Annotated in this window: 27 protein-coding genes; 14 read left to right on the top strand and 13 right to left on the bottom strand. The window is 68.5% G+C overall.

Annotated elements, in window-relative coordinates; translation table 11 throughout:
- Positions 1-2 precede the first annotated feature (2 nt).
- From V9K99_RS20510 to trhA, 3 genes are all read right to left on the bottom strand, one after another.
- A complete protein-coding gene (locus tag V9K99_RS20510; protein WP_337007461.1) occupies positions 3-512 on the bottom strand; it encodes a hypothetical protein in 510 nt (169 codons plus the stop codon).
- Between the two features lie 62 nt (positions 513-574).
- Entirely contained in the window at positions 575-1,762 is a 1,188-nt protein-coding gene (locus tag V9K99_RS20515) for a phosphotransferase (RefSeq protein ID WP_337007459.1), read from the bottom strand.
- Between the two features lie 89 nt (positions 1,763-1,851).
- Positions 1,852-2,547, bottom strand: coding sequence for a PAQR family membrane homeostasis protein TrhA (trhA, locus tag V9K99_RS20520; RefSeq protein ID WP_337007457.1), 696 nt, complete (start codon positions 2,545-2,547; stop codon positions 1,852-1,854).
- A gap of 247 nt (positions 2,548-2,794) precedes the next feature.
- Here trhA and V9K99_RS20525 point away from each other — a divergent pair, with 247 nt between their 5' ends.
- The 3 genes from V9K99_RS20525 (at position 2,795) to V9K99_RS20535 (ending at position 7,214) form a co-directional block, all read left to right on the top strand.
- Complete coding sequence (locus V9K99_RS20525; RefSeq protein ID WP_337007455.1) at positions 2,795-3,574, top strand: isoprenyl transferase; 780 nt, start codon at positions 2,795-2,797, stop codon at positions 3,572-3,574.
- Between the two features lie 1,432 nt (positions 3,575-5,006).
- Positions 5,007-6,341: a PhoH family protein gene (locus V9K99_RS20530; protein ID WP_337007454.1), complete on the top strand. Its 1,335-nt coding sequence runs from the start codon at positions 5,007-5,009 to the stop codon at positions 6,339-6,341.
- A gap of 174 nt (positions 6,342-6,515) precedes the next feature.
- Positions 6,516-7,214: a hypothetical protein gene (locus V9K99_RS20535; RefSeq protein WP_337007452.1), complete on the top strand. Its 699-nt coding sequence runs from the start codon at positions 6,516-6,518 to the stop codon at positions 7,212-7,214.
- Positions 7,215-7,283: 69 nt separating this feature from the next.
- On the opposite strand, the gene V9K99_RS20540 is transcribed toward V9K99_RS20535, so the two are convergent.
- On the bottom strand, positions 7,284-8,189 hold the full coding sequence (locus tag V9K99_RS20540) for a hypothetical protein (RefSeq protein WP_337007450.1): 906 nt from the start codon (positions 8,187-8,189) through the stop codon (positions 7,284-7,286).
- A gap of 194 nt (positions 8,190-8,383) precedes the next feature.
- Between V9K99_RS20540 and V9K99_RS20545 the strand changes: the two genes are divergently transcribed.
- From V9K99_RS20545 to V9K99_RS20565, 5 genes are all read left to right on the top strand, one after another.
- Positions 8,384-9,040, top strand: a complete 657-nt coding sequence (locus V9K99_RS20545; RefSeq protein ID WP_337007448.1) for a spermidine synthase — start codon at positions 8,384-8,386, stop codon at positions 9,038-9,040.
- Positions 9,041-9,112: 72 nt separating this feature from the next.
- Positions 9,113-10,528: a class II fumarate hydratase gene (locus V9K99_RS20550; RefSeq protein WP_337007446.1), complete on the top strand. Its 1,416-nt coding sequence runs from the start codon at positions 9,113-9,115 to the stop codon at positions 10,526-10,528.
- A gap of 115 nt (positions 10,529-10,643) precedes the next feature.
- Positions 10,644-11,330, top strand: coding sequence for a DUF402 domain-containing protein (locus tag V9K99_RS20555; protein WP_337007444.1), 687 nt, complete (start codon positions 10,644-10,646; stop codon positions 11,328-11,330).
- The gene (locus V9K99_RS20560; RefSeq protein WP_337007442.1) at positions 11,327-11,869 is read left to right on the top strand and encodes a hypothetical protein; all 543 of its coding nucleotides are present in this window, start codon (positions 11,327-11,329) and stop codon (positions 11,867-11,869) included. The genes V9K99_RS20555 and V9K99_RS20560 overlap by 4 nt, the downstream gene beginning before the upstream one ends.
- A gap of 61 nt (positions 11,870-11,930) precedes the next feature.
- The gene (locus V9K99_RS20565) at positions 11,931-12,089 is read left to right on the top strand and encodes a hypothetical protein (RefSeq protein WP_337007439.1); all 159 of its coding nucleotides are present in this window, start codon (positions 11,931-11,933) and stop codon (positions 12,087-12,089) included.
- On the opposite strand, the gene V9K99_RS20570 is transcribed toward V9K99_RS20565, so the two are convergent.
- Positions 12,086-12,514: a nitroreductase/quinone reductase family protein gene (locus V9K99_RS20570; RefSeq protein WP_337007437.1), complete on the bottom strand. Its 429-nt coding sequence runs from the start codon at positions 12,512-12,514 to the stop codon at positions 12,086-12,088. The two genes, V9K99_RS20565 and V9K99_RS20570, sit on opposite strands and share 4 nt — an antisense overlap.
- A 52-nt stretch (positions 12,515-12,566) precedes the next feature.
- Positions 12,567-14,231 (bottom strand): fumarate hydratase, encoded by a 1,665-nt coding sequence (locus tag V9K99_RS20575; RefSeq protein WP_337007435.1) that lies wholly within the window; start codon positions 14,229-14,231, stop codon positions 12,567-12,569.
- Positions 14,232-14,384: 153 nt separating this feature from the next.
- Between V9K99_RS20575 and V9K99_RS20580 the strand changes: the two genes are divergently transcribed.
- Both V9K99_RS20580 and V9K99_RS20585 read left to right on the top strand, forming a co-directional pair.
- Positions 14,385-15,083, top strand: a complete 699-nt coding sequence (locus V9K99_RS20580; protein WP_337007433.1) for a DUF1707 SHOCT-like domain-containing protein — start codon at positions 14,385-14,387, stop codon at positions 15,081-15,083.
- A 57-nt stretch (positions 15,084-15,140) separates the two neighbouring features.
- On the top strand, positions 15,141-15,440 hold the full coding sequence (locus tag V9K99_RS20585; RefSeq protein WP_337007431.1) for a helix-turn-helix domain-containing protein: 300 nt from the start codon (positions 15,141-15,143) through the stop codon (positions 15,438-15,440).
- Here V9K99_RS20585 and V9K99_RS20590 read toward each other — a convergent pair.
- The gene (locus tag V9K99_RS20590) at positions 15,437-15,937 is read right to left on the bottom strand and encodes a hypothetical protein (protein ID WP_337007429.1); all 501 of its coding nucleotides are present in this window, start codon (positions 15,935-15,937) and stop codon (positions 15,437-15,439) included. The two genes, V9K99_RS20585 and V9K99_RS20590, sit on opposite strands and share 4 nt — an antisense overlap.
- A gap of 79 nt (positions 15,938-16,016) precedes the next feature.
- Between V9K99_RS20590 and V9K99_RS20595 the strand changes: the two genes are divergently transcribed.
- The gene (locus tag V9K99_RS20595) at positions 16,017-16,289 is read left to right on the top strand and encodes a hypothetical protein (RefSeq protein WP_337007427.1); all 273 of its coding nucleotides are present in this window, start codon (positions 16,017-16,019) and stop codon (positions 16,287-16,289) included.
- 25 nt (positions 16,290-16,314) lie between these two features.
- Here V9K99_RS20595 and V9K99_RS20600 read toward each other — a convergent pair whose 3' ends face one another.
- Positions 16,315-17,655, bottom strand: coding sequence for a 2-isopropylmalate synthase (locus tag V9K99_RS20600; protein ID WP_337007425.1), 1,341 nt, complete (start codon positions 17,653-17,655; stop codon positions 16,315-16,317).
- Positions 17,656-17,864: 209 nt separating this feature from the next.
- On the opposite strand from V9K99_RS20600, the gene V9K99_RS20605 reads away from it, so the two are divergent.
- Positions 17,865-18,533 (top strand): FadR/GntR family transcriptional regulator, encoded by a 669-nt coding sequence (locus V9K99_RS20605; protein ID WP_337007423.1) that lies wholly within the window; start codon positions 17,865-17,867, stop codon positions 18,531-18,533.
- Positions 18,534-18,640: 107 nt separating this feature from the next.
- Here V9K99_RS20605 and V9K99_RS20610 read toward each other — a convergent pair whose 3' ends face one another.
- From V9K99_RS20610 to glpX, 3 genes are read right to left on the bottom strand one after another with little or no spacing between them, the layout of a single operon-like run.
- The gene (locus V9K99_RS20610) at positions 18,641-19,111 is read right to left on the bottom strand and encodes a hypothetical protein (RefSeq protein ID WP_337007421.1); all 471 of its coding nucleotides are present in this window, start codon (positions 19,109-19,111) and stop codon (positions 18,641-18,643) included.
- Positions 19,111-20,055 carry a carbohydrate kinase family protein gene (locus tag V9K99_RS20615; protein ID WP_337007419.1) on the bottom strand — a complete coding sequence of 315 codons (945 nt, stop codon included), beginning with the start codon at positions 20,053-20,055 and terminating at the stop codon, positions 19,111-19,113. Before V9K99_RS20615 ends, V9K99_RS20610 begins: the two co-directional genes overlap by 1 nt.
- Positions 20,052-21,086, bottom strand: a complete 1,035-nt coding sequence (glpX, locus tag V9K99_RS20620) for a class II fructose-bisphosphatase (protein ID WP_337007417.1) — start codon at positions 21,084-21,086, stop codon at positions 20,052-20,054. Before glpX ends, V9K99_RS20615 begins: the two co-directional genes overlap by 4 nt.
- 69 nt (positions 21,087-21,155) lie before the next feature.
- Here glpX and V9K99_RS20625 point away from each other — a divergent pair, with 69 nt between their 5' ends.
- Positions 21,156-21,794 (top strand): DUF4245 domain-containing protein, encoded by a 639-nt coding sequence (locus V9K99_RS20625; RefSeq protein WP_337007415.1) that lies wholly within the window; start codon positions 21,156-21,158, stop codon positions 21,792-21,794.
- A gap of 144 nt (positions 21,795-21,938) precedes the next feature.
- On the top strand, positions 21,939-22,619 hold the full coding sequence (locus V9K99_RS20630) for a nucleotidyltransferase family protein (protein WP_337007413.1): 681 nt from the start codon (positions 21,939-21,941) through the stop codon (positions 22,617-22,619).
- 91 nt (positions 22,620-22,710) lie between these two features.
- Here V9K99_RS20630 and V9K99_RS20635 read toward each other — a convergent pair whose 3' ends face one another.
- Both V9K99_RS20635 and V9K99_RS20640 read right to left on the bottom strand, forming a co-directional pair.
- Positions 22,711-23,031, bottom strand: a complete 321-nt coding sequence (locus V9K99_RS20635) for a DMT family transporter (RefSeq protein ID WP_337007411.1) — start codon at positions 23,029-23,031, stop codon at positions 22,711-22,713.
- Entirely contained in the window at positions 23,031-23,630 is a 600-nt protein-coding gene (locus tag V9K99_RS20640; protein ID WP_337007409.1) for a flavodoxin family protein, read from the bottom strand. The genes V9K99_RS20635 and V9K99_RS20640 overlap by 1 nt, the downstream gene beginning before the upstream one ends.
- Positions 23,631-23,644: the final 14 nt, after the last annotated feature.

A 23,644-nucleotide genomic window follows, 5' to 3' on the forward strand; every position in this document is an offset into this window, starting at 1 on the left:
AATCAGACCGGCTTGCAGAGCTTGCCCGGTGGGATGGTGGCTTCGGTGAGCAGGGTGCTCACCGGGGCCGTCATCGCCTTCACCTTCGGCTCCTCGAGCCGGGCGGTCTTACCGTTGGCCGTGACCGCGACGATCATGTCGTCGGGGTGCCGGGTACTCGGCTTGACCACCGGGAGGCCGGCCCAGTCGACCTGCTGCGCGGCCGCGGTGATGGTCGCCAGCAGGGTCTGATCCAGCTTGCAGCGGATCGTCTCCTTGCCGCGTGAGCTCACCGTGGCGACACCGTCGGTGTCGATCACCACCTTGTCGTCGAACCCGGCGAAGCCGCCGGTCCTGGTGACGACGAGTGGCAGCGCGGTACCGACCGGCGTCGACTGGGTCACGGTCGGCGTCGTCGGTGTAGGCGTGCTGGACGGGGTGCCGCCCGCGCCGCCGTCGGACTCGTTGCCGCAGCCGGTCAGGACGAGTCCCGCGACGGCGGCCACCACTGCGTATCTGCTCAGGTTCCTCACGCACCATGGATACACGCAGGCGGTGCGTTCGTTGCAGCTGTGACACGACTGAAATGTGGTCGTTAGACGACCGTGGAGACCAGATTCACCAGGGCTCGCGTGAGCATCACCCGGTCCTCGAACATCCTGAGCGTGACCGAGTCGCCGGGCTTGGTGATCTGTTCCAGCGGCAGCGCGGTGAAGGTCGCCCGGGCGAGCAGCGAGCCCAGGTAGCCGTACAGCACCTGCTCCTCGGTCGCCTCCATCCCGTCCTCGGCCAGGCCGGTCAGGAACGCCTTGAGGATCGTCTTGTGCACGAGCGGCAGAGCCTCGGGCGCCAGCTCACCGGCATGCGCGAGCCCGATCAGCAGCTGACCGAGGTCGAACCCGACCGCTTGCGGACAGTCGAAGCCCCAGTCGATCACCACGAACTCGTCCGGTTTCCCCTTCGGCACCAGGAGATTCTGCGGACTCGCGTCTCCGTGCTGATAGCACTGCGGCAACGCGTCGAGAGCATCCAGTACGGCGGGCAGCCGCTCGGCCAGTGCGAGCAGCTCGTCCCGCAGCCCGTGGTCGCCGACGTTGCACACCGCCTCCGCGAGCAGTGGATGGCGCCAGGTCTCCGGATCGGAGAGCGCCGGTACGGCGGACATCATCACGCGGCCGTTGGTGTAGTAGCGCAGCGCGTACCCGGGCCGATTGAAGTCACCGCCTCGCGGGAGCAGCGGCTCGACGAGATGCGGCTGGCGGCGGGCGGACAGCCGGCCGAGCAGGTACGCCGCTCGCTCGAACCGCTCCAGCGGCCACGGTCCCGGCTCCTGGATCACGTTCTCCATCCACAGGGTGCCGCGGTCGTCGTCGTACACGTCGATCCGGTAGGCCTCGGCCAGCCGCAGGCCCTCGGGGAGCAGGTCGGCGACGCCACTGCGATGGACGGCGATCTCCAGTTGCCAGGGCAGGTTCTGGATGAAGATCTCGCGGAACGGCTCGGGCACCAGGTGGAGGAACGGCCAGTGCCGGACCGACTGCAGTTTCTTGACGAAGCAGGACCAGTCGACGGTGTCCGTCTCCGGTGCGCCGGTGGGCAGGGTCGCCGTACCGAAGACGCGCAGCAGCGCCTCGGTGCTCGGCGTACCGATCGGGTAGTCGACCGGCTCGACCCGGACGTCTCGCGGATCGGCCTCCGGATGCCCGGTGACGGTCCGGACCAGCGCGGCCAGGTCGTCTCCGGTCAGCGCGTCGCGGCCCAGCGGTTCCAGTGCGGTGATCATGGCTGTAGTCCCCCCAAACGATGTCTACTGCCCATCGTGCGGGAGAATCTTCAGCCAGTCTTCAGGGCTGGCACGGAGGTGCCCGAAAGTCAGCCCGCCCGGTACGTCGCGATGCTCACGGCGATGTAATGGCAGATGAAGGCGGCGACCGTGAAGGCGTGGAAGATCTCGTGGAAGCCGAACCACAGCGGTGACGGGTTCGGACGCTTGGTGCCGTAGACGACCGCGCCGATCGAGTACAGCCCGCCGCCGACCGCGATCAGGGTGACCACGGCGGCGCCGCCCTGGTGGTAGAAGTCGCCCATCCAGAAGATCGCGACCCAGCCCAGCGCCAGGTAGATCGGGGTGTACAGCCAGCGCGGCGCGTGCACCCAGAAGATCCGGAACAGGATGCCGAGCAGCGCACCGCCCCAGACCATGCTGAGCAGCAGCACCCGGTCCTTGCCGTGCAGCAGGACCATGCCGAGCGGCGTGTAGGTGCCGGCGATCAGCAGGAAGATGTTGCTGTGGTCGAGCCGGCGCAGGATCGCCTCACCGGCCGGGCCCCAGTAGAACCGGTGGTACAGCGCGGAGATGCCGAACAGCAGCATCGCGCCCAGTGTGTAGACCGCCGCCGCCCAGCGCGCGCTCGAGCCGGGGGCCAGGCAGATCAGCACGATGCCGGCCGCGGTGGCGAGCGGGAAGGTGCCGGCGTGCAGCCAGCCGCGAAGCTTGGGTTTGAGCGGGCCGAGCCGCCCGGACAGCCGGTGACCGATTTCCTGGGGCTGGGTGCTGGAAGCGGTCATCGCCGTCCTTTCGAGGTGCCGGGCGGTGGTCTTACCTACGCAACCGTAACCTACGGACCCGTAGGTTCAATGGTCCATAAGGATGAAATGTAGGCGAGATCACCCGGATGCACACCTCTCCTCGCGTGTCCGACGCACGAACTGCGGTGAAAGTTCGATCTTCCTGGCAGCTCGCTGGGACCCTCTCAACCCCGGCCATTCTGGGCTAGCGTTGTGACCGAGAGCATTCGAGGAGAGCAACCTGCCCATGCGGACACCAGGCAAGCAGAAGCTGCGCGACGCGGTCTACGGCCTGTACGAGCGTCGAGTACGCCGGTCCCTGTCGCCGGACCGGATCCCGCGGCACATCGGCGTCATCATCGACGGCAACCGGCGCTGGGCCCGGGCGGCCGGTGACCCGGTGTCGCGCGGTCACGAGGCCGGGGCGAACAAGATCACCGAGTTCCTCGACTGGTGTGACGACGTCGGCGTCAAGGTGGTCACCGTCTGGATGCTCTCCACCGACAACCTGAGCCGCCCGTCCGACGAGCTGGAGCCGCTGCTGCGGATCATCGAGCAGACGGTCGAGGAGCTCACCTCGATCGGCCGCTGGCGGATCCACCCGGTCGGCGCGCTCGACCTGCTGCCCGGTGCCACCGCCGAGACCCTGAAGGCGGCCGAGACGGCCACCCAGGGCGTCGAGGGCATGCTGGTCAACGTCGCGGTCGGGTACGGCGGCCGCCGCGAGCTGGCCGACGCGGTCCGCTCGCTGCTGCTCGAGGAAGCGGCCAAGGGCATCTCGATCGAGGAGCTGGCCGAGCGCGTCGACGTCGAGCACATCGCCCGGCACCTGTACACGAAGGGCCAGCCCGACCCGGACCTGGTCATTCGTACGTCGGGTGAGCAGCGGCTGGGCGGGTTCCTGCTGTGGCAGAGCGCGCTGAGCGAGTTCTACTTCTGCGAGGCGCTCTGGCCGGACTTCCGGCACGTCGACTTCCTGCGGGCGATCCGGAGCTACGCACAGCGGGAGCGCCGGTTCGGGACGTGACACCGCGTCCACACCGGCGGCACGCCGTACGACGCCGCAGGTAGTAGGCGTACGTCGCCGTACCGAGTGCTGCTCCCCAGACGACCCAGAGGACGCCTGGGAGGTTCACCGCCCAGTTGTCCGCGTCGGTCGGGAGCTGTGCGTTCATCAGACCCGCGGGGATCAGTACGACGGCCACCACGGACGCGGGGATGATCGCCAGCAAGGGTGGGACCGGCTTGCCCGCCTTGAACCAGATCCAGCGTGGGTAGACCTCACCCCAGCGGCGGACCAGACCGTGGGTGAGGATGCCGCCGCCGATGCCCATCACGGCCAGTCCGAGGCCCATCTCGAGCATGCCGGGGGTGTCGGCCATCATCTGGTGGAACTCGTCGGTGATGCCCACCGGCCAGCCGAAGTACCAGGCCACCCGGGTGAACTCGTAGGGAAGGTTCGCCAGGACCGAGACGGCGACCGCCCAGCGTCCCCAGCGCAGCGCCTGGTGTGGCGTCGTCCAGGCTCGGACGCGGTGATCGCTGCGGCCGCAGGAGACGCAGGCGTCGCGGCTGCGGCGGTGGTACGCGATCGCCGTCGCGGCCCAGAGCAGGCCGCCGACGAAGAGGATGACCAGGTTCACCCGGTGCCAGTAGAGGATGTCGCCGACGCCGGCTTGGTCGCCCGGTACGCCGGTGAACGCGAAGACGATCAGCGCGGGGGAGAGCGCGACGAGCGCGATCAGCGTGTAGTCGGGGATCACCAGGGCCAGGCCGACCGCGAGGATCCCGGCGATCGTCTGCAGTACCCAGCCGCGCGCTCGCCGCTTGGTCATCACGATCGCGAGCACCGCGCCGCCCAGCCCGACGGCGGCCATGATCGGTGCCACGACGTCGGCTGACGACCCTTCCAGGATCGAGGCGGTCGCCCGGTCGTCGGCCACCTTCGCGAACGGGTAGGCCGCTCCACCGAATGACCAGTAGATGCCCAGTACGCCGTACGCGAGAGACCAGAGGGCTGTCGCATATCCGGTCAGTTTCGGCCAGTGTTTTCCCATGCGGCCAGCGTTCCGCGAGGCGGGCGCCGGACCGGATCACTCCGGAGGGTGAGCGGCCTCCCCCGTGCGGGTGGACAAGGTGTAACAAGCCGTTAACCCCGCGGACGGGCGTGTCGGGCTGCGCCGTTTGTGCGGCAGATCTACCCTCGTGGTGACGGTCGGAGGGGAAGCCGGCTGTCCGGGAGGCCCGATCAGCTTGAGAATCGTTCGCCAGCCGGTTGCCCCATGAGGGGCAGAACGGAGTGCCCGAGACCGCAGGTCTCGATCTCACTGGTTCCCGTTGTCGCTCGTGCGGCGCAGCGGACGGGGTCTGCACCAGACCCCGGGGCCAGCTCCCGGTCCAACACCTAACCACTGGTGGGCCGGGCGTGGTGCACGTCGCGGCCCGAGAGGACGTGCGACATGGCTGCCACCCACGCCAAGGCGTCAAGTACCTCATCCACACCGGCCCAGCGCACTTTCGTGCTGGACACCTCCGTGCTCCTGTCCGACCCGCACGCGATGATGCGGTTCGACGAGCACGAGGTGGTCGTCCCGGTGGTCGTCGTCACCGAATTGGAGGGCAAACGGCATCACCCGGAACTCGGCTACTTCGCTCGCACCGCGCTGCGGCTGCTCGACGAGCTCCGGATCCTGCACGGACGTCTGGACGCGCCCCTGCCAGTGGGGGAGAAGGGTGGAACTCTTCGGGTCGAACTGAACCATACGGACCCGGAGACCTTGCCGGCCGGCTTCCGGCTCGGCGACAACGACAGCCGCATCCTCGCGGTGGCCTGCAACTTCAAGGCCGAGGGCCGCGACGTGACGCTGGTCTCGAAGGACCTGCCGATGCGGGTCAAGGCGTCGGCCTGCGGCCTGATGGCCGAGGAGTACAGGGCCGAGCTGACGCTGGAGTCCGGCTGGACCGGGATGAGCGAACTCGAGGTCGAGACGCACGACGTGGACGACCTCTACGAGAACGGCGTACTGGAGCTCCGGCAGGCCGGTGAGTTCCCGACCCACACCGGGCTGGTGTTGCTGTCCGAGCGGGGCAGTGCGCTCGGCCGGGTGATGCCGGACAAGCGGATCCGCCTGGTCCGGGGCGACCGGGAGGCGTTCGGGATCCGCGGCCGGTCGGCCGAACAGCGGGTCGCGCTCGACCTGCTGCTGGACCCGGACGTCGGGATCATCTCGCTCGGCGGCCGTGCCGGTACCGGTAAGTCGGCGCTCGCGCTGTGCGCCGGGCTCGAGGCGGTGATGGAACGGCGGCAGCACAAGAAGGTGGTGGTGTTCCGGCCGCTGTTCGCGGTCGGCGGCCAGGAGCTCGGGTACCTGCCCGGCTCGGAGTCGGAGAAGATGCAGCCGTGGGCCCAGGCCGTGTACGACACCCTCGGCGCGCTCACCAGCGCTGACGTGATCGACGAGGTGATGGACCGCGGCATGCTCGAGGTGCTGCCGCTGACCCATATCCGCGGCCGGTCGCTGCACGACGCGTTCGTGATCGTCGACGAGGCCCAGTCGCTGGAGCGCAACGTGCTGCTCACCGTGCTGTCCCGGGTCGGCGCCAACTCGCGGGTGGTGCTCACCCACGACGTCGCCCAGCGGGACAACCTGCGGGTCGGCCGGCACGACGGTGTGGTCGCGGTGGTCGAGCAACTGAAGGGCCACCCGCTGTTCGCGCACGTGACCCTGACCCGGTCGGAGCGTTCCCCGATCGCCGCCCTGGTCACCGAGATGCTCGACGACCTGCAGCTGTAAGGAGTGTTTCTACTCTTAGGTAATAAGAGTCTGTAAAACAAAGGTAAGACTTCGGTGCGGTCGCCGTCAGGCGGCCGCACCGCCGTTTGTGACCTGCTTGTGATCACGATCGGTTTAGGCCAGAGTATGTTCCTGTTGCCAGCCGACGGGGGTCGGGTTTTCTCGGAAGGACAGATGAAAGCGAAGCGCTCCGTCGCGGCTCTCTCAGTGACTGGAATCGCCGTGGTCTCCGTTGTCGCCGGTATCGACCTCTTCAGCTCCCCCGGGAGCAGCTCCGCCTCGGAGCAGGTGTCCGGGCGCGCCGAGATGGCCGTCATGAACAGCGAGCGGGCGCGTGCCGCCAAGACCCCGTCCCCCAAGCCGCTCAGCGCCGAGGAGCAGGCCAAGGAGGTCTCCCGGCTGCGCAACCAGCTCGAGGCCGTCGAGCAGGCCCGGAAGCTGGCGCAGGACCAGGCCGAGGTCAAGATGGACGCCAAGAACGCCGCGCTGCGGCGGTACGAGGCGCTACGGAGGGCCAACCAGAGCTCCAGCGAGGAACGCGCCAGCCGCGACGCGGAGCGGAAGAAGCTCGAGGGCACCCCCAAGGAGGTCGCGATGAACCTCCTGCCCGACCACGGCTGGGGCGAGAGCCAGTTCAGCTGCCTCGAGAAGCTGTGGAACAAGGAGTCCCGCTGGCGCGTCGACGCCGACAACCCGACGTCGTCGGCGTACGGCATCCCGCAGGCCCTCCCCGGCAACCGGATGGCCGCCTACGGCTCCGACTGGCGCACCAACCCGGTCACCCAGATCAAGTGGGGCCTCGACTACATCGAGAACCGCTACAACACCCCCTGCTCCGCCTGGGCCCACTCCCAAGCCAAGGGCTGGTACTGACCCACCCTCCTCCCCGTTGCGTCCGAAGATCTGTGGCCTGTAGCCCTCGGATCTTCGGACGTTGTGTTGTCAGCCGCGCCATCCACCGGCACGGAGGAGCTGGGCGACTTGGGTCAGGTAATGATCGGGGGAGATCCGGAGCCCGATGACGGGGATCCGCAAGACGCGGTCGTTGCCGATCGTCAGCTCGTTCTGCCGGCTGGCATCGGCCAACGCCTGGGCCGCCTCCAGATGGTGCAGGCCTTCGATCTCCACGACGACGTTGTACGCCGACCAGCCAGAGTCGACGTGGAACGCGCCGTCGGGCCCGCGCCGCCGGACCTGCCGATCAGGTTCCGGCAGGCCGAACTTCCGGCAGAGCCGGGCGAATTCGAGTTCGCCGATGGATTGCGCGCCGTTGGACAGGTCAGCCAGGATGCGCGAGATCAGCTTGCGACGGCGATGACGTCGTACTGCTGAGAACGCTTCGCCAAGGGCCTCGGGCGTCGTGATGCGTTGTTGCACTGACATTGCCAGCACTAGAGCGGCCTGGCGGTCGGAGCGCGCCCAGAGCGCGGCCCTGACAGCGGCGATCGGTGGTCGAACGCGTGGTACTCCCACCTCGATGAGATCGCCTGGCTGTCGGCGGCGCGTTTCGTGAACCATGACGTCGCGAGGTCGGCGTGGCCGCGAAGACTTCGGCGTCGAGACGTGCAGCACGTCCTCGAACGCCCTCAGACCGGCCGCCCGAAGAGCCGTCGAACCGTCGAGAGCGGCGCCGGGGCCGACCTCGAAGATCGCCGACCACCAGGTCGCTGTCTCCGTCAGTTGGCCGGTATGCGTCGCAACGGTCTGTCGCTGGTGCGCAACCCACCGGCCGGCCTTCAGTTCGGCGACGACCTGCCATCGCGTGATGCCGAGCGCCACGAGTTGAGAGCGCGACACGACACCGCCCTGCCGGGCGCCGAGATCCCGCGCCAATCGCCGCCGTCGCACACGTTCGCTCCGCTCCACGCAGTGCCCACAGCCCGCCTCTCCTGTACATCTGCTGTCTGCCACGCCCAGAACATGCCGTGATCCTCCCCTTCACCCGCCTCTCGCTTCCCCGGCTGTGGAGAACCTGCCCCTTACGTCCGAAGATCTGTGGCCTATAGCCCTCGGATCCTCGGACGTAAGCAGGTTGGGGGAAGATGTGCGGCGTGAGCGAGGTGGCGCGGGCGGTCAGTGAGCGGGGCGAACTTGTGCTGCGGCGGCGGTTGGATGACGGGGCGCTGGAGTTGCGGGTGAACGGTGTGTTCGTGATGGACGACCGGGAGACGTCGAGCGAGGAGCTGCTGGCGTCGGCCGCATTGGCATCGGTACGGCGTCCTGAGCGGGTGCTCGTGGGCGGGCTGGGGCTCGGCTACACCGTGCGTGCGTTGTTGGCCGACCCGCGGTTGGGGTCGGTGGTCGTCGCGGAGATCGAGCCGGATGTGGTCTCGTGGATGCGGACCGGTCTGGTGCCGTCCGTACTGGACGATCCACGGGTGTCCGTGATCGTCGGGGACGTCCGGACTGTGGTCGCCGAATCCCCGGACGCCTCCCTCGACGCGATCCTTCTCGACGTCGACAACGGCCCGGATTTCCTTGTCTACAACGAGAACTCGGCCATCTACGACTCCCCGTTCCTCACCACTTGCCAGTCCAAGCTCCGGGCCGGCGGGGTCCTGACCGTCTGGTCGTCGTCCGCGTCCGAAGCGTTGGGGAACGCTGTCGCGTCAGTTTTCGGTGGGTGTGAGGTGATGCCCGTCCCGGTGCGGTTGCAGGGACGGGACGAGACGTACTACGTCTATCAGGGCAGCTCGTAGTTCTCCTGCGTGGTTGTCCACAGCTTGTTTGTCAGGGCCATTCGACAGCGCTGAGCGACGTACTCTGCAGGTATGGGTGACAACGTGGAATTCAGGATCGAGCACGACACGATGGGCGAGGTCAAGGTGCCTCGGGACGCGTTGTGGCGGGCGCAGACCCAGCGTGCGGTGGAGAACTTCCCGATCTCCGGCCGGCCGCTGGCGCCGGCGCTCGTGCACGCGCTGGCCCAGATCAAGGCCTCGGCCGCGGTGGTGAACGCCGAGCTCGGCGTCCTCGACCGGGCGCAGGCCGACGCGATCGTCGCCGCCGCGGACCAGGTGGCCGCGGGGGAGTACGACGCGGAGTTCCCGATCGACGTGTTCCAGACCGGCTCGGGGACGTCGACGAACATGAACGCCAACGAGGTGCTCGCCACCCTCGCCACCCGCGCGCTCGGCGCCGAGGTGCACCCGAACGACCACGTCAACGCGTCGCAGTCCAGCAACGACACCTTCCCGTCGGCGATCCACGTCGCCGCCAGCGCGGGCGTCGTACAGGAGCTGTTGCCGGCGCTCGAGCAGTTGGCGCAATCCCTGTCCGACAAGGGATCCGAGTTCGCCGAAGTGGTGAAGTCCGGGCGGACTCACTTGATGGATGCGACGCCGGTGACACTTGGGCAGGAGTTCGACGGGTATGCGATGCAGATCCGGCGCGGTGCCGACCGGGTCCGCGCCACGCTGCCACGGGTGACCGAGTTGCCCTTGGGCGGTACGGCGGTCGGGACGGGGATCAACACGCCACCCGGGTTCGCCGCCAAGGTGATCGCCGAGCTGAACCGGCGTACCGGCCTGGAGCTGAGTGAGGCGGCGGATCACTTCGAGGCGCAGGGGGCGCGGGACGGGCTGGTCGAGCTGTCGGGGCAGCTCAAGACGATCGCGGTCAGCCTGACCAAGATCTGCAACGACCTGCGCTGGATGGGATCCGGGCCGCGGGCCGGGCTGGGTGAGATCCAGTTGCCCGACCTGCAACCGGGGTCGAGCATCATGCCGGGCAAGGTGAACCCGGTGATCTGCGAGGCGACCCTGATGGTCGCCGCCCAGGTGATCGGCAACGACACCACCATCACCGTGGCCGGTGCCGGCGGCAACTTCGAGCTGAACGTGATGCTCCCGGTGATCGCACGCAACCTGCTCGAGTCGATCACCCTGCTGGCGAACAGTTCCCGGCTGCTGGCCGAGCGCTGTGTCGACGGCATCACCGCGAACGTCGAGCACGCCCGCGCGCTGGCCGAGTCGTCACCGTCGATCGTCACCCCGCTGAACCGCTACATCGGGTACGAGAACGCGGCCGCGGTCGCCAAGAGCGCGCTCAAACAAGGGAAGACGATCCGCGAAGTGGTGATCGAGAACGGTCATGTGGAGAAGGGCGATCTGACCGAGGAACAGCTGGACGCGGCCCTCGATGTGCTGTCGATGACCAGGCCGGCGCTGAATTCGGACCAGTCGTGACGGTGTTGAATGCCACGCTGCCGCGTGGCGGGTCATGGGGCTGTGACTCCCGGCCTTCCCTCGTCACTCCAGTCGCTTCGCTCCCTCCGCTCCTCAGTCCAGGCCGGGAGGCCCCATGACCGGGGCGGCGCCTGAGCCGGGGCGCTTCTGGGAGCCGGGCACGGTGATCGAGTGGGTGTACCAGGGGACCGGCCGGCACGAGGACAAACCGAACGTCCGGCCGATGACGGTGGTGCGGGACGACGAGGACGGGCTGGTCGCCTGGCTCGCGCCGGGCACGCCGCTGATCAAGCCGGTGCTGACCGACGGCCGGGAGACCAGGTACGCCGGTCCGGTCGCGATGTTCACCGAGGAGCGGGTGCTGAAACTCGACGTCTGGCGCGGGACCGGGATCCTGAAGGTGCTGCCACCGGGCAAGCCGTGGTCGGTCTGGCACTTCTGGGCGGACGACGGCACGTTCCGCGGGTGGTACGTGAACCTCGAGGCACCGCATCAGCGGGATCTCGGCGGACGCCGTACCAGCACGGTCGATCACGTCCTCGACCTCTGGATCCACCCGGACCGGATGATCGAGTGGAAGGACGAGGACGAGCTGGAAGGAGCGGTGACCGCGGGTCGGTTCACGTCCGCCGAGGCGGCCGGGATCATCGCCGACGCGCACGCCGCGGTTCGTGAGATCGAGGGCTGGACGTCACCGTTCTCGGACGGCTGGCAGGACTGGACCCCACCCGCCAACTGGCGCCTGCCAACAGCCCCGACGACCCACCAACCAACGCTGATCGCCGAGGAGCTGCACAGTTGACCGCCCAAGCCGTCCTCCTCACTGGCGGCCAGGGCGTCGGCAAGACCACCCTCGGCCAGGCCATCGGTCGCCTGCTGACCTCCCGCCAGCACTCGACCGGTGTGCTCGACTTGGATGCCGTAGCCCAGTTCGGCCCTGCGGGTTCTCCGGGCCCGGCCATCGCCGGTCGCCCGCTCCCCGGCGGCCTCCGGTTCCACGACCAGTTGCGTGTTCACAACCTCGCCGCGGTGTGGACCACCTACCGCGACGCGGGTGCCCGCTTCCTAGTTGTCAGCGGGCCCGTGGACACGGCCGACCACCGTGCGGCGTACGCCTCGGCTTTGCCGGACTGCGACGTACAGGTGGTCAGGGTGGTCACTCCGCCGGACCTGATCGCGGAGCGTACCCGGACCACACGTGGTCCCGGGTGGAGCCTCCAAGCCGCCCTCGACGAGGCTGCGAACCACCAGCCGATCCAGGATCACACCGTCACCAACGACCGGACGCCCGCCGAGGCCGCCGCGGAGATCGTCGGGAAGCTCGGCTGGCCCGCCGATTGACGTCGCAACGGGTGGGTCACGAGGGGGTTCCTTCCGCCGGATTCGGTCTTACCGTGGAAACATGTACACGATCGAGCTGCAAGCAGAGGAGCTGCGACTACTGCGATCCGCGCTGGGGTCGTACCTCCAGGCCTTCGGCCACAACGAAGCCGACGTCGTCCAGGCCGCCAAGACGCTCCTTCTGAAGTTGCCAGAGCCCGTGGACGCCAAGGCGGGCTAGGCCTCCACGGGCTCCAGTACGGCGACCGGGATGGTCCGGTTGGCTTTCGTCGCGTAGCGCCCGATACGCGGATCCTCGGCCAGGATGACGTCGGTCCAGACGGTCTGACGTTCCTGGCCGGTCAGCTCACGCGGATGCACGGTGACGTGCTGCGCGCCGAGCTGGACGTCCGTGGTCTGGACCGCGCGCAGGTTGCGGAACCAGTCCGGATCGCTCTTCGACCCCGAGCCGGTTCCCCAGACCAGTAGGCCGTCCGGCCGTTCCAGGTACCGCACACAGGTCGAGTGCGGTACGCCGGTACGTCGGCCGGGCGTGGTCAGCATCAGGACGTGGACGTCCTTGCTGCCGCTCGCCAGCCGCCCGTCGAGGGTGCGATACATCCACACCCCGATCCGGTTCCCGATTCGCGTCATCCGCTTGCTCATAGCCACCACCCCCGCTTCCGAGGGTCCTGCGCAGCCGGTTGAGCCGTCAAGCCTAACTACGCGGACGCACAGTAAGCGGCACCGGCTTCTTCGTATCCGTGAAGAAGTCGTTGCCCTTGTCATCCACCACGACGAAGGCCGGGAAGTCCTCGACCTCGATCCTCCACACCGCCTCCATCCCGAGCTCGGCGTACTCGATCACGTCCACGGACTTGATGCAGTCCTGCGCCAGCCGCGCCGCCGGTCCACCGATCGAACCCAGGTAGAACCCGCCGTGCTCCTGGCACGCCTGCGTCACCTTCGCCGATCGGTTGCCCTTGGCAAGCATCACGAACGATCCGCCGGCCGCCTGGAACTGGTCGACGTACGCGTCCATCCGTCCCGCCGTGGTCGGCCCGAAGGAGCCGGACGCGTACCCCTCGGGCGTCTTGGCCGGGCCGGCGTAGTAGACCGCGTGGTCGCGCAGGTACTGCGGCATCGGCTCGCCGGCGTCCAGCCGCTCCTTGATCTTCGCGTGCGCGATGTCCCGCGCGACGACCAGCGGGCCGCTCAGCGAGAGCCGGGTCTTCACCGGCAGCTTGGTCAGCTCGGCGCGGATCTCGCTCATCGGCCGGTTCAGGTCGATCCGGACCACGTCGGTGTCGTCGTCCAGGTGCTCGTCGGTGGTGTCCGGCAGGAACCGGGCCGGGTCGCGCTCGAGCTGCTCCAGGAACACACCCTCCGGGGTGATCTTCGCCAGCGCCTGCCGGTCGGCCGAGCACGACACCGCGATCGCGACCGGGCAGGACGCGCCGTGCCGCGGCAGCCGGATCACCCTAACGTCGTGGCAGAAGTACTTGCCGCCGAACTGCGCGCCGATGCCGAACTCCTGGGTCAGCTCGAAGACCTTCTCCTCCAGCTCCAGGTCGCGGAACCCGTGCCCGAGTGGCGAACCCGTCGTCGGCAGCGAGTCGAGGTAGTGCGCGGACGCGTACTTCGCGGTCTTCAGCGCGTACTCCGCCGACGTGCCGCCGACGACGATCGCGAGGTGGTACGGCGGGCAGGCCGCCGTACCCAGGGAGCGGATCTTCTCGTCCAGGAACTTCATCATCCCGTCCGGGTTGAGCACCGCCTTGGTCTCCTGGAACAGGAACGACTTGTTCGCCGAGCCACCGCCCTTGGCCATGAAGAGGAACTTGTACGCCGGGTCGCCCTTGGCCGGGGTGGAGTACAGCTCGATCTGGGCCGGCAGGTTGGAGCCGGTGTTCTTCTCGTCCCACATGGTCAGCGGGGCCATCTGGGAGTAACGCAGGTTCAGCTTGGTGTAGGCGTCGTACACACCGCGGCTGATCCACTCCTCGTCGACCGCACCGGTGAGGACGCCCTCGGACTTCTTGCCCATCACGATCGCCGTACCGGTGTCCTGGCACATCGGCAGCACGCCGCCGGCCGAGATGTTCGCGTTCTTCAGCAGGTCGAGCGCGACGAACCGGTCGTTCCCGGACGCCGCCGGGTCGTCGATGATCCGGCGCAGCTGCGCGAGGTGCGCGGTCCGCAGGTAGTGCGAGATGTCGTGCATCGCCTCCGCGGTCAACGCCTGCAGCACCTCCGGCCGCACCTGCAGGAAGGTCCGGTCGCCGGCCGTGAAAGTGCTGACACCCTCGGTCGTCAGCAGCCGGTACTCCGTCTCGTCGGCACCGAGCGGCAACAGGTCGGAGTAACTGAAGTCGGCGGACACCGGCGTACCTCCATCACAAGTGGTCTGAGCCCTCCAAGCCTAGATTGCCCCGTCCGGCCGACTGAGGTTAGGCCAGGCTCAGGGATCGGATCAGGGGTGAATCGGGGAGGAAACCTGACTGCTGTGCGCCGGGTGCGCGCGTAAGGTTTTCTCGTGGCTCAGGACGAGGTTCCCCAGGACAACCGACCGCAGGATTCCGTGCCCGCGCAGCCGCCGGCACCGCTGACCGGTGACGAGCTGGCGATGCGGCGCCGGGTGTCGGACCTGGAGCGGGAAGAGGTCGCCGACATCCTGCGGGAGGCCGCGGGCGAGGGCCGGTTGTCGTACGCCGAACTCGAGGAGCGACTCGAGACCCTGTACGCCTCCAAGACGTACGGCGACCTGGTCGAGATCACCGCCGACCTCCCGAACGGCCCGCGCGCACCCGGTGTGCCGGCCGTCAGCCAGCAGCAGTACTCCGGTGTCACGGTCCAGACCGGGCCGGTGCTCAACGCGTTCATGTCGGAGACCAAGCGCACCGGCAACTGGCTCGCACCCCAGCACCAGGAGGTCAACGCCGTCCTCGGCGACGTCACCCTGGACTACACCGAGGCCCAGCTCCCGTACGACGAGGTGTACGTCGACGTGAAGTCGATCCTGGCCGACGTGAAGATCCGCGTCCCGCAGAACGCGATCGTCCACCTCGACAGCAACCCCATCCTCGGCTCCGTCTCCGAACAACAGTCCGGCCCCGCCGACCCCAACACCCCCGCCGGCCACCCCAAAACCTTCCACATCCGCGGCACCGCCATCCTCGGCGAAATCAAAATCAAACGAGGCCCCCGCCTAACCAAACGCCTCGGCCTCGCCTGAACACGGCAGACGCCGACCGCCACCAGGGAGTGCCCAAGGCGTTATAGCATCGCTGCTATGACGTCGGGCAGGGGATGGGATGAGGTTCGTGGGCGGCGGATGGGGGAGCCTGGGGTTGAGGAGGCGTATGACGCGACCCGGCGTGCCTTCGAGCTCGGGGCGGCGGTGCGGCGGATGCGTGAGCAGCGCGGCTGGACCCAGACCCGGCTGGCGGAAGCCGCGGGGATGACTCAGTCCGCCCTGGCCCGCTTCGAAGCCGGTGGAACCGTGCCAACCCTCGCGCTGCTGGAACGGATCGCCCAGGCATTCGATGCTCGCCTGGTGGTTCGTTTCGACGAGGGGAACTCCGCCGCCTAGGACGTTGTGGAGTTGCGGTGGGAGTCGAGGAGGGCGGTCAGCCAGGTGGCGAGGGCGGGGAGGTCTTTGACGTTGTCCCGGGGTACGGCGAGATGCTTGGCCCAGACGTTGTTCGGGATGAGTGGGACGGTCATGAGGGGCGCCGGGCCGCCTGGGGTGCCGATGGTGCCGAGCTCGGTCCAGGCTATGAACGCCTTCCGGCCGGTGCGGATACCCTCGCCGTCGACGATCACGACCGGGCGCCGGGTGATCAACTGCCAGACGCACATACCGACTAGGCAGAGCACGGCCGAAAGGCCGAGCAGGGTGAGGATGACCTCGGCCTTGCCCGCGTCCGGCAAGTCGATCAGTGAGGACACCTGGGAGCCACCGAACAGCAGTACGACGGCTGCGAGCCGGATCAGCGCCGGGCGTCGCCGTACTGGAAACACCACTCGTCCGGTTCGCCGCAGTTCTTCCGCCCATACCTCGGCGGACTGGTCCCCCATTACAGCCATCTGACCCCCAGCTTTCGACTCCCCCCGGAGCAAGCTCACTATAGGTGGTTCGTGGGCGCAGGAGAGGAGACTGCACTGTATGAGCTTGCTCCGGTGGATGTTCGTGGGCGGGCCGGACGGCTTCTGGCGGCTGGCTGAGCGTGACTCCTTCTGGCTTCCGACCGCCGTGCTGCTCACAGGAGGCCTGGGCGCCGGGATCGGCGCGCTGGTCGGCGTACTCACCCGAAGCTCGCCCCCCGACGCAGCCTTCGTCGGAGCGATGGTCGGCCTCGGCAGCGGGCTCGTTTGGATCGTGTTTGCGACGACGGTCCACGGCGTCCGCTGGCTGCACGGGCGGCTCCGCAAGGGTTAGGCGTCGCGGACAAAGTCGATGTCCTTCAGTTCGAGCCCTCGAAGACCTCCTCGTACAGCTCCTTCAGCTCCGCCGCGGTCGCCTCCCGGCCCGTCTCGTCGGTACGACGCTGGACGTGCCGCGCGAACTCCTTCTCCTGCGCCGGCGTCATCCGCACGCCGTACGACGCCTCCAGCACGTGCGCGATCCCGCCCTTCCCCGACTGGCTGTTCACCCGTACGACGGCCTCGTACCCGCGCCCCACATCGGCCGGATCGATCGGCAGATAGGGCACATCCCACAACTCGTCCTCGGCCGTCCGCTGGGCGAACCCCTTCCGGATCGCGTCCTGGTGCGTGCCGGAGAACGCCGTGTAGACGAGGTCCCCGACGTACGGGTGCCGCGGATGGATCGGCATCCGGGTGCACTCCTCGACGACGCGGCGGATCTCGTCGATGTCGGAGAAGTCGATCATCGGGTCGACTCCCTGCGCGTGCAGGTTCAGCGCGAGGGTGGCGATGTCGACGTTCCCGGTGCGTTCGCCGTTGCCGAAGATGCAGCCCTCGACCCGTTGCGCGCCGGCGAGTACGGCGAGTTCCGCGCACGCGATGCCCGTGCCGCGGTCGTTGTGCGGGTGCACCGACAGGATGACGCCGTCGCGGCGGGGCAGGTTCTTGTGCATGTACTCGATCTGGTCGGCGTACACGTTCGGTGTCGCGGCCTCGATCGTGGCCGGCAGGTTGAGGATCACCGGCCGCTCCGGCGTCGCGTCCCACCGCTTGGTCAGCTGGTCGGCCAGCTCCAGCACGAAGTCCGGCTCGGTCAGGTTGAACACCTCGGGGGAGAACTGGAACCGCACCGAGTCGCCGGCCAGTCGCAGGATCTCCTCCGCGCCGGTGTAGATCATCGACGCCAGTTCGTCGCGCGTACGACGCAGTACGACGTCCCGCCATACCGGAGCCGTGGCGGCGTACATGTGAATCACGACCGGGCTACGCATCCCGGCAACGGATTCGACCGTGCGCTGGATCAACTCGGGTCGCGCCGGCGTGAAGACGACGATGGTGACGTCGTCCGGCACCAGGTCAGCCGAGGCCAGCAGCCGGACGAAGTCGAAGTCGGTCTGCGAGGCGGACGGGTACCCGACCTCGATCTCTTTGTAGCCCATGGCAACCATCAGCTCGAAGAACCGCCGCTTGCGGGCCGGGTCCATCGGGTCGGCCAGGGCCTGGTTGCCGTCCCGCAGGTCGACCGGCACCCAGAGCGGGGCGGTGGTGATCCGGCGGTCCGGCCACTCGCGGTCGACCGGCGCGACCGGCACCTTCGCGAAGATGTCGCGGTAGCGGTGGCTGGGCATGGGGGAGTGCTGCTGGCGGTTCCAGTCCATCGATCTCGTCCTTCGATTCCACAGTGGACGACCGGCAGGCAACAAGCACTCCACGGTGGGGGTGCCGGTCGAATCAGCTCCCGCCGTGGCGGCCAAGAAGGAGAAGGCTCCAGGACATGCGGACCACGCTAACCGAGATCAACTCCTCAGACAAGCTGAGAACTTCGCGCACCCCGAGGCCGGCTCCGGGACCCCCTAGACTGACCCGCATGATCCGTCGCCACCCCCTCGCCGAGCAGGCCGCCGAGGAGATCCTCCGGCGCATCGGCAGCGGTGAGTGGCCGCTCGGCCAGAAGCTTCCGGGTGAGACGACACTGGCCGCGCAACTGGGTGTCGGCCGCTCGACCATCCGCGAGGCGGTTCGGGAACTGGCCGGCCGCCGGGTGCTCGAGAGCCGTCAGGGCGCCGGTGTGTTCGTCATCGCGCAGCAGGCCGCGGAGGACTGGGACAAGGTTCTCCGCAAGGCCGACATCAACGACGTGCTGGAAGGGCGGCTCGCGATCGAGACCGAGGCGGCCCGGCTGGCCGCGACCCGTCGTACGCCGGCCGATCTCAAGAACTTCCGGTACACGCTCGCGGACCGGAAGAAGGCGTCGGAGAAATCACCGGACGACTGGTACGTCGAAGCGGATCTGGCCTTCCACCGGGCCGTGGTCACCGCCGCGCACAACGCCGTACTGACCGAACTCTTCGACACCTTCGTGCCGCGGATCCGCCGGGCGATGCTGGACATGCTGAAGCTCGACCAGGTGCACCGGCACCGTCACGACCAGGCCGCCCACGAGGCGATCGCCGACGCCATCCGCGACCGCGACCCCGACCTCGCCGCAACCCGCTCCCGCGAACACCTCAGCGCGGTCCGAAGCGCAGTGAGCTAAGCCGTGTGCAAACCGACAGGACGTATACGCCCACTGTCGGCCGCTCCCCGCGTGAGCCCACCAGGTATCCGACTCGATCGCCGTACACCTCCTGTCGAACTGCAGACCTAGGCGCGATGCCGATCGTGCAGTGAACGTAGCCAGGGCGTCAGGGCGTCGAGGTCGCCGACGTTGTCCTGCGGGATGCTCAACGGCCGGGTACGACGATCAGCCGGGCGGATCTGCACCGTCCGGATCCCCGGCAAGCCGACCGGGTCGTCGATGCTGGTGATACCCGACCACCGCAGGCTGCGGCCGCGGGTGATGCCCTCGGCATTCACGGTGACGACCGGCCGGTTCATGACCAGTTGCCACAGGGTGAGGCCGGTGCCGTAGACGAAGGCGGCCAGCGCGGTCAGCCGCAGTACGCCGAGCGTCCCCGAGACGTCGTCGTTGCGCAGATGGTCGAGATTCGTCCACGCCGACATCACCATCAGCAGCGCGAACCCGGCCAGCCGGATCGTCAGCCGTCCGCGCCGCGGCGGGAAGACCACGCTGCCCTTGCTCTCGAACTCGGCGGACCACGTGTCGGCCGACATCAAGCACCCCAGGTCGCGGCGTGCTCGGCAGCCGTCGGCGGGTCCGCGCCGTTCCGAGTGCACGTGATCGCGGCGGCCTTCACCGCGTAGTCGACGACATCCCGCAAAGCCTCAGCCGTCAGGCCTTCCAGCCGGGTCGAGCCGAGCAGCCCGCGCGAGTGCAATCCGGCGATCAGCGCCGACATGAACGAGTCGCCCGCACCGACGGTGTCGACCACCTGGATCGACGGCGCCGTCACCTCGACCCGCGCGTCCCGGCTGATCCCGATCGCACCGTCCCCGCCGCGCGTGATCACCACGGCCCGGGTCCGGTCGACGCTCAGCAACTCCGCCGCGATCTCGTCGGCCGACAGCCCGGGCCGCAGGAACTCGCAGTCCTCGTCACTCAGCTTCACCAGGTCGGACAGCGCGGCCAGCTCTCGTACGGCGGTCCACGTCGACACCGGGTCCGGCGTGATCGTCGGCCGCGCGTTCGGATCGAGCGTCACCGTCACCGGCTGGTCCGCCATCGTCTTCAGGAACGCGTGGATCGCCTCAGCGCCCGGCTCCAGCACGGTCGCGATCGACCCAGTGTGGACCGCCGGGCAACCCCGCGACAGCGACAGTGCCGGCGGCTCCCAGGTGATGTCGAACTGGTACGACGCCACCCCGGCCGGATCGAGGGTCGCGGTCGCCGTACTGGTCCGGAAACCGGGGTCGACCGAGCCGGGCGCGAGCTGGACCCCGTTCCCGAACAGGTGCGCCCCGAGCTGGTCGCCGTACGCATCGGTCCCGAAGCGCGTCACCAGCTCGGTCGGTACGCCGAGCCGCGCGAGACCGACCGCCACGTTCGCGGGAGACCCGCCCGGCGTTGCGTTGGTTTTGCCATTGCCGTTCCGGGCGGTCTTCGCGGTGCCGACGATATCCACGAGAGCCTCGCCGATGACGAGGACAGGTGCACTCATCGGGCGTGCTCGAAGTCGATGGCGGAGTAGGCGCGGAGCTTCTCCAACTGGTGCACGCTCTCGATGCTGCGGATCGTGCCGCTGCGCGACCGCATCACCAGCGAGTGGGTGCGCGCGGTCGACCGGCCGTACCGGACGCCGCGCAGCAGCTCGCCGTCGGTGATCCCGGTGGCGACGAAGAAGCAGTCGTCGCCGGAGACCAGGTCGTCGGTGCTCAGCACCCGGTCGAGGTCGTGGCCGGCGTCGATCGCGCGCTGCCGCTCCTCGTCGTCCTTCGGCCAGAGCCGGCCCTGGATCAGTCCGCCGACGCACTTCATCGCACAGGCCGCGATGATGCCTTCCGGCGTACCGCCGATACCGAGCAGCATGTCCAGACCGGTATCCGGCCGGGCCGCCTCGACCGCACCGGCCACGTCGCCGTCGCTGATGAACTTGATCCGCGCACCGGTGGCCCGGATCTGGGTGGCCAGGTGCTCGTGCCGCGGGCGGTCCAGCAGGACGACGGTGACGTCGTCGACCGTGGAGCCCTTCGCCTTCGCCACCCGGCGGATGTTCTCCGCGACCGGGAGCCGGATGTCGACCACCTCGGCCGCCTCCGGGCCGACCACCAGCTTCTCCATGTAGAAGACCGCGGACGGGTCGTACATCGAGTTCCGCGCCGACACCGCCATCACCGCGATGCCGTTGTTCATGCCCTTCGCGACCAGCGTCGTACCGTCGACCGGGTCGACCGCGACGTCGCACTCCGGGCCGTCGCCGGACCCCACCTGCTCGCCGTTGTAGAGCATCGGGGCGTTGTCCTTCTCGCCCTCGCCGATCACCACCGTGCCGTTCATCCCGACCGTGCCGATCAGGGTGCGCATCGCGTTGACGGCCGCGCCGTCGGCGCCGTTCTTGTCGCCGCGGCCGACCCAGCGGCCCGCCGCCATCGCCGCGGCCTCGGTCACCCGCACCAGTTCCAGGGCGAGGTTCCGGTCGGGCGCATCCGCCTCGACCTCGAGATGGGCAGGTGGCGTCGTCGGATCGCTCATGCCACCGGATCGTAGCCAACCGCCGACCTGGGTGTTCGGGCGCATTGGGCGGCACGAGACACTGTGGGCATGAGTTCCACAGGTGACGACGGTGCGCCCGCGGCCACGGAGGACCCGCGGGTGGCGGCCAAGGCGCGGGAGAAGGCCCGGGCCCGGGCCGAGGAGATCGCTTACCGGGAGCAGAACCGGAAGGACCGGGCCAAAGCGCGGACGATGACCAACATGGTCTGGGCGCTGCTGGCCTGTTTCGTCGTGGTCGCGTTCCTGATGATCGTCACCTGGCGCCCCAAGGAGGAGCGGGTGGGCAAGGCGGTCGAGTACACCGCGCAGCTGGAAGACGCGAGGAAAGTCGCGCCGTGGGTCCGCGGCCCGGAGCCGATGCCGCAAGGCTGGACCGCCACCAGCGTGGAATTCCGCGCCCCCGAACAGAGCCCGATGACCTGGCACCTGGGCGTTCTCACGAACGAGAAGAAGTACGTCGGCCTCGAGCAGTCCAACGTGACCGGGACGAAATTCCAGTCCGACGAACTCGGCAAAACCACTGACGACGGTACGTCGAGTGTCGAGGGTGTCAGCTGGCAGCGGAAGGTGCTGCAGGAGCGCAAGGGTGAGAACGCCTTGGTGCTGGTCGGTTCCGGCGTCACCACGATCGTGGTCGGGAATGCCGGCTACCCGGCCCTTGAAGCGTTTGCTTCGGTGCTGCGCTGATCATTTCCTGACCACGTTCCGGACGGTCGTTGACACCTGAGGTAGCGGCGAGGTTCCATCGATTCTTCGGCTTGCAATGCGCTCGGGGAAATCGGCAGAGGAGCTGCTTTGATTTCTGCAACCCAGGTCAGGTGTTGACCGAGCATGTTCGTCACGGGGTTGTTGCTCGCCGCGGAGGGCTCTCCGCATCTCGGCGTACCACGGCAATTGCTGTCCTATCACGGTGACACTCTGCTCGGTGCGTCCCTCGAGACCGCCCGGAATTGTGGGTTCGACCAGCTGATCGTGACGCTGGGTGCCGCGTCGGATCAGATCCGCGACCGGATCGACCTCAATGGCGTCCGGGTGGTCGAGTCACCGCACGCGGACACCGGCTCCTCCTCGATCGTGCCCGCGCTGGATGCGGTCGACCGCCGTACCGACGGGATCGTGGTGTTGCTCGGCGACCAGCCGGGAGTGACGTCGGCCACGGTGTGGTCGCTGGTCGCCGAGGTCGCCGGACCGGCCACCCCGATCGGAGTCAGCCGGTACGACGACGGTCGCGGGCACCCGTGCTGGTTCGGCCGCGAGCTGTTCGGCGAGCTGCGGCAGCTCCGCAGTGACAGCGAGCTCTGGGAGCTGATCGAGCTCAGTTCGTACCCGATCACCCAGGTCGATGCCATCGGCAACGTTCCGCTCCGGGTCGAGACCTGGGACGACTATCGCAACCTCGTCTCCGGCTACAACCCGGCCCACGGCGCCTTCACCCCCGGTGCCTTCGACGACACGCATCCGACCCCGCTACCCACCCGCGCCCCCCACCGCCGCCACCGCGCCGCGCCCTGACGGACCGCCAGGCCATCACAATGCCCGCTCCGCGGCAGTCTCGCGCGGGCGCGCGTGAGCGGGGGTGGAGTTGTGATGGGCTGGCGGTCCGCTAATCCGCGCCCGCCAGCCTCAGGCCCACCACACCGGTGACGATCAGGGCGATGCAGGCCAGGCGGGCCGGCGTGATCGGCTCGTCGAACAGCAGGACGCCGAGCGTGACGACGCCGATCGAACCCAGCCCGGTCCAGACCGCGTACGCCGTACCGACCGGAAGGCGATCCAACGTCTTCGCCAGCAGTACGACGGAGATCACGCCGAAGATCAGCACGCCGACGGTCGGCCAGAGCCGGCTGAATCCCTCGCTCGGCTTGAGGCTGAGCGCGAACGCGATCTCGAATGCTGCCGCCGCGAGCAGTACCAACCACGCCATCAGGCCGCCAGTGCTCCTCTCAGATGCCTCAGCGTGACCGTCGCGACCCGGGCGCCGAGGGCCTCGGCGGTGCGCAGGTCCGTCGCCGGCGGTGCCTTCTCCGCCGACAGATCGGCGTCTGACTGCGCCATCGCGCCGAGCCAGCTGCCGAGCCGGTTGAGGTCCTCGATGCTCGCGGTGCTCTCCGCCCAGCCGGGGTAGATGTCCAGGCCGACCCAGATCATCCCGTGCTGCGCGGCGAACACGGCGAGGTCGACCAGGCTGTTCAGCTTGTCGCCGGACATCGCCTTGGAGTTGGTGAAACCGGCGGCGATCTTGTCCCGCCAGGCCAGGTTGTCGGCCCAGGCCCGCACGCTCTCCTCGGCGAACTTCTTGAACACCGCGCTCGGACTGCCCATGTACGTCGGCGCGCCGAAGATGATCGCGTCCGCGGCGGCGAGCCGGTCCCAGACGTCCTCGGTCAGCTCGTCCAGCGGGATCAACTCGGCGACGGCGCCCGGCACCGACGATGCGCCTGCGGCGACTGCCTCGGCCTGCCGGGCGGTGTGGCCGTACCCGGAGTGAAAGGCGATCGCGATCCGGGCAGGGGAGTTGCTCATACTTCCTCCATAGT

Source organism: Kribbella sp. CCNWLW201 (assembly GCF_037203805.1).
GTDB lineage: Bacteria > Actinomycetota > Actinomycetes > Propionibacteriales > Kribbellaceae > Kribbella.

Excerpts from the sequence above, each read along its gene's own strand:
- V9K99_RS20565 (WP_337007439.1), top strand. The coding sequence starts at position 11,931 with ATGTACACGATCGAGCTGCAAGCAGAGGAGCTGCGACTACTGCGATCC.
- V9K99_RS20610 (WP_337007421.1), bottom strand. The coding sequence starts at position 19,111 with ATGTCGGCCGACACGTGGTCCGCCGAGTTCGAGAGCAAGGGCAGCGTG.
- trhA (WP_337007457.1), bottom strand. The coding sequence starts at position 2,547 with ATGACCGCTTCCAGCACCCAGCCCCAGGAAATCGGTCACCGGCTGTCC.
- V9K99_RS20600 (WP_337007425.1), bottom strand. The coding sequence starts at position 17,655 with ATGGACTGGAACCGCCAGCAGCACTCCCCCATGCCCAGCCACCGCTAC.
- glpX (WP_337007417.1), bottom strand. The coding sequence starts at position 21,086 with ATGAGCGATCCGACGACGCCACCTGCCCATCTCGAGGTCGAGGCGGAT.
- V9K99_RS20525 (WP_337007455.1), top strand. The coding sequence starts at position 2,795 with ATGCGGACACCAGGCAAGCAGAAGCTGCGCGACGCGGTCTACGGCCTG.
- V9K99_RS20590 (WP_337007429.1), bottom strand. The coding sequence starts at position 15,937 with ATGGCTGTAATGGGGGACCAGTCCGCCGAGGTATGGGCGGAAGAACTG.
- V9K99_RS20625 (WP_337007415.1), top strand. The coding sequence starts at position 21,156 with ATGAGTTCCACAGGTGACGACGGTGCGCCCGCGGCCACGGAGGACCCG.
- V9K99_RS20545 (WP_337007448.1), top strand. The coding sequence starts at position 8,384 with ATGTGCGGCGTGAGCGAGGTGGCGCGGGCGGTCAGTGAGCGGGGCGAA.
- V9K99_RS20515 (WP_337007459.1), bottom strand. The coding sequence starts at position 1,762 with ATGATCACCGCACTGGAACCGCTGGGCCGCGACGCGCTGACCGGAGAC.
- V9K99_RS20535 (WP_337007452.1), top strand. The coding sequence starts at position 6,516 with ATGAAAGCGAAGCGCTCCGTCGCGGCTCTCTCAGTGACTGGAATCGCC.
- V9K99_RS20640 (WP_337007409.1), bottom strand. The coding sequence starts at position 23,630 with ATGAGCAACTCCCCTGCCCGGATCGCGATCGCCTTTCACTCCGGGTAC.
- V9K99_RS20550 (WP_337007446.1), top strand. The coding sequence starts at position 9,113 with ATGGGTGACAACGTGGAATTCAGGATCGAGCACGACACGATGGGCGAG.
- V9K99_RS20605 (WP_337007423.1), top strand. The coding sequence starts at position 17,865 with ATGATCCGTCGCCACCCCCTCGCCGAGCAGGCCGCCGAGGAGATCCTC.
- V9K99_RS20570 (WP_337007437.1), bottom strand. The coding sequence starts at position 12,514 with ATGAGCAAGCGGATGACGCGAATCGGGAACCGGATCGGGGTGTGGATG.
- V9K99_RS20635 (WP_337007411.1), bottom strand. The coding sequence starts at position 23,031 with ATGGCGTGGTTGGTACTGCTCGCGGCGGCAGCATTCGAGATCGCGTTC.
- V9K99_RS20595 (WP_337007427.1), top strand. The coding sequence starts at position 16,017 with ATGAGCTTGCTCCGGTGGATGTTCGTGGGCGGGCCGGACGGCTTCTGG.
- V9K99_RS20585 (WP_337007431.1), top strand. The coding sequence starts at position 15,141 with ATGACGTCGGGCAGGGGATGGGATGAGGTTCGTGGGCGGCGGATGGGG.
- V9K99_RS20555 (WP_337007444.1), top strand. The coding sequence starts at position 10,644 with ATGACCGGGGCGGCGCCTGAGCCGGGGCGCTTCTGGGAGCCGGGCACG.
- V9K99_RS20530 (WP_337007454.1), top strand. The coding sequence starts at position 5,007 with ATGGCTGCCACCCACGCCAAGGCGTCAAGTACCTCATCCACACCGGCC.
- V9K99_RS20615 (WP_337007419.1), bottom strand. The coding sequence starts at position 20,055 with ATGAGTGCACCTGTCCTCGTCATCGGCGAGGCTCTCGTGGATATCGTC.
- V9K99_RS20630 (WP_337007413.1), top strand. The coding sequence starts at position 21,939 with ATGTTCGTCACGGGGTTGTTGCTCGCCGCGGAGGGCTCTCCGCATCTC.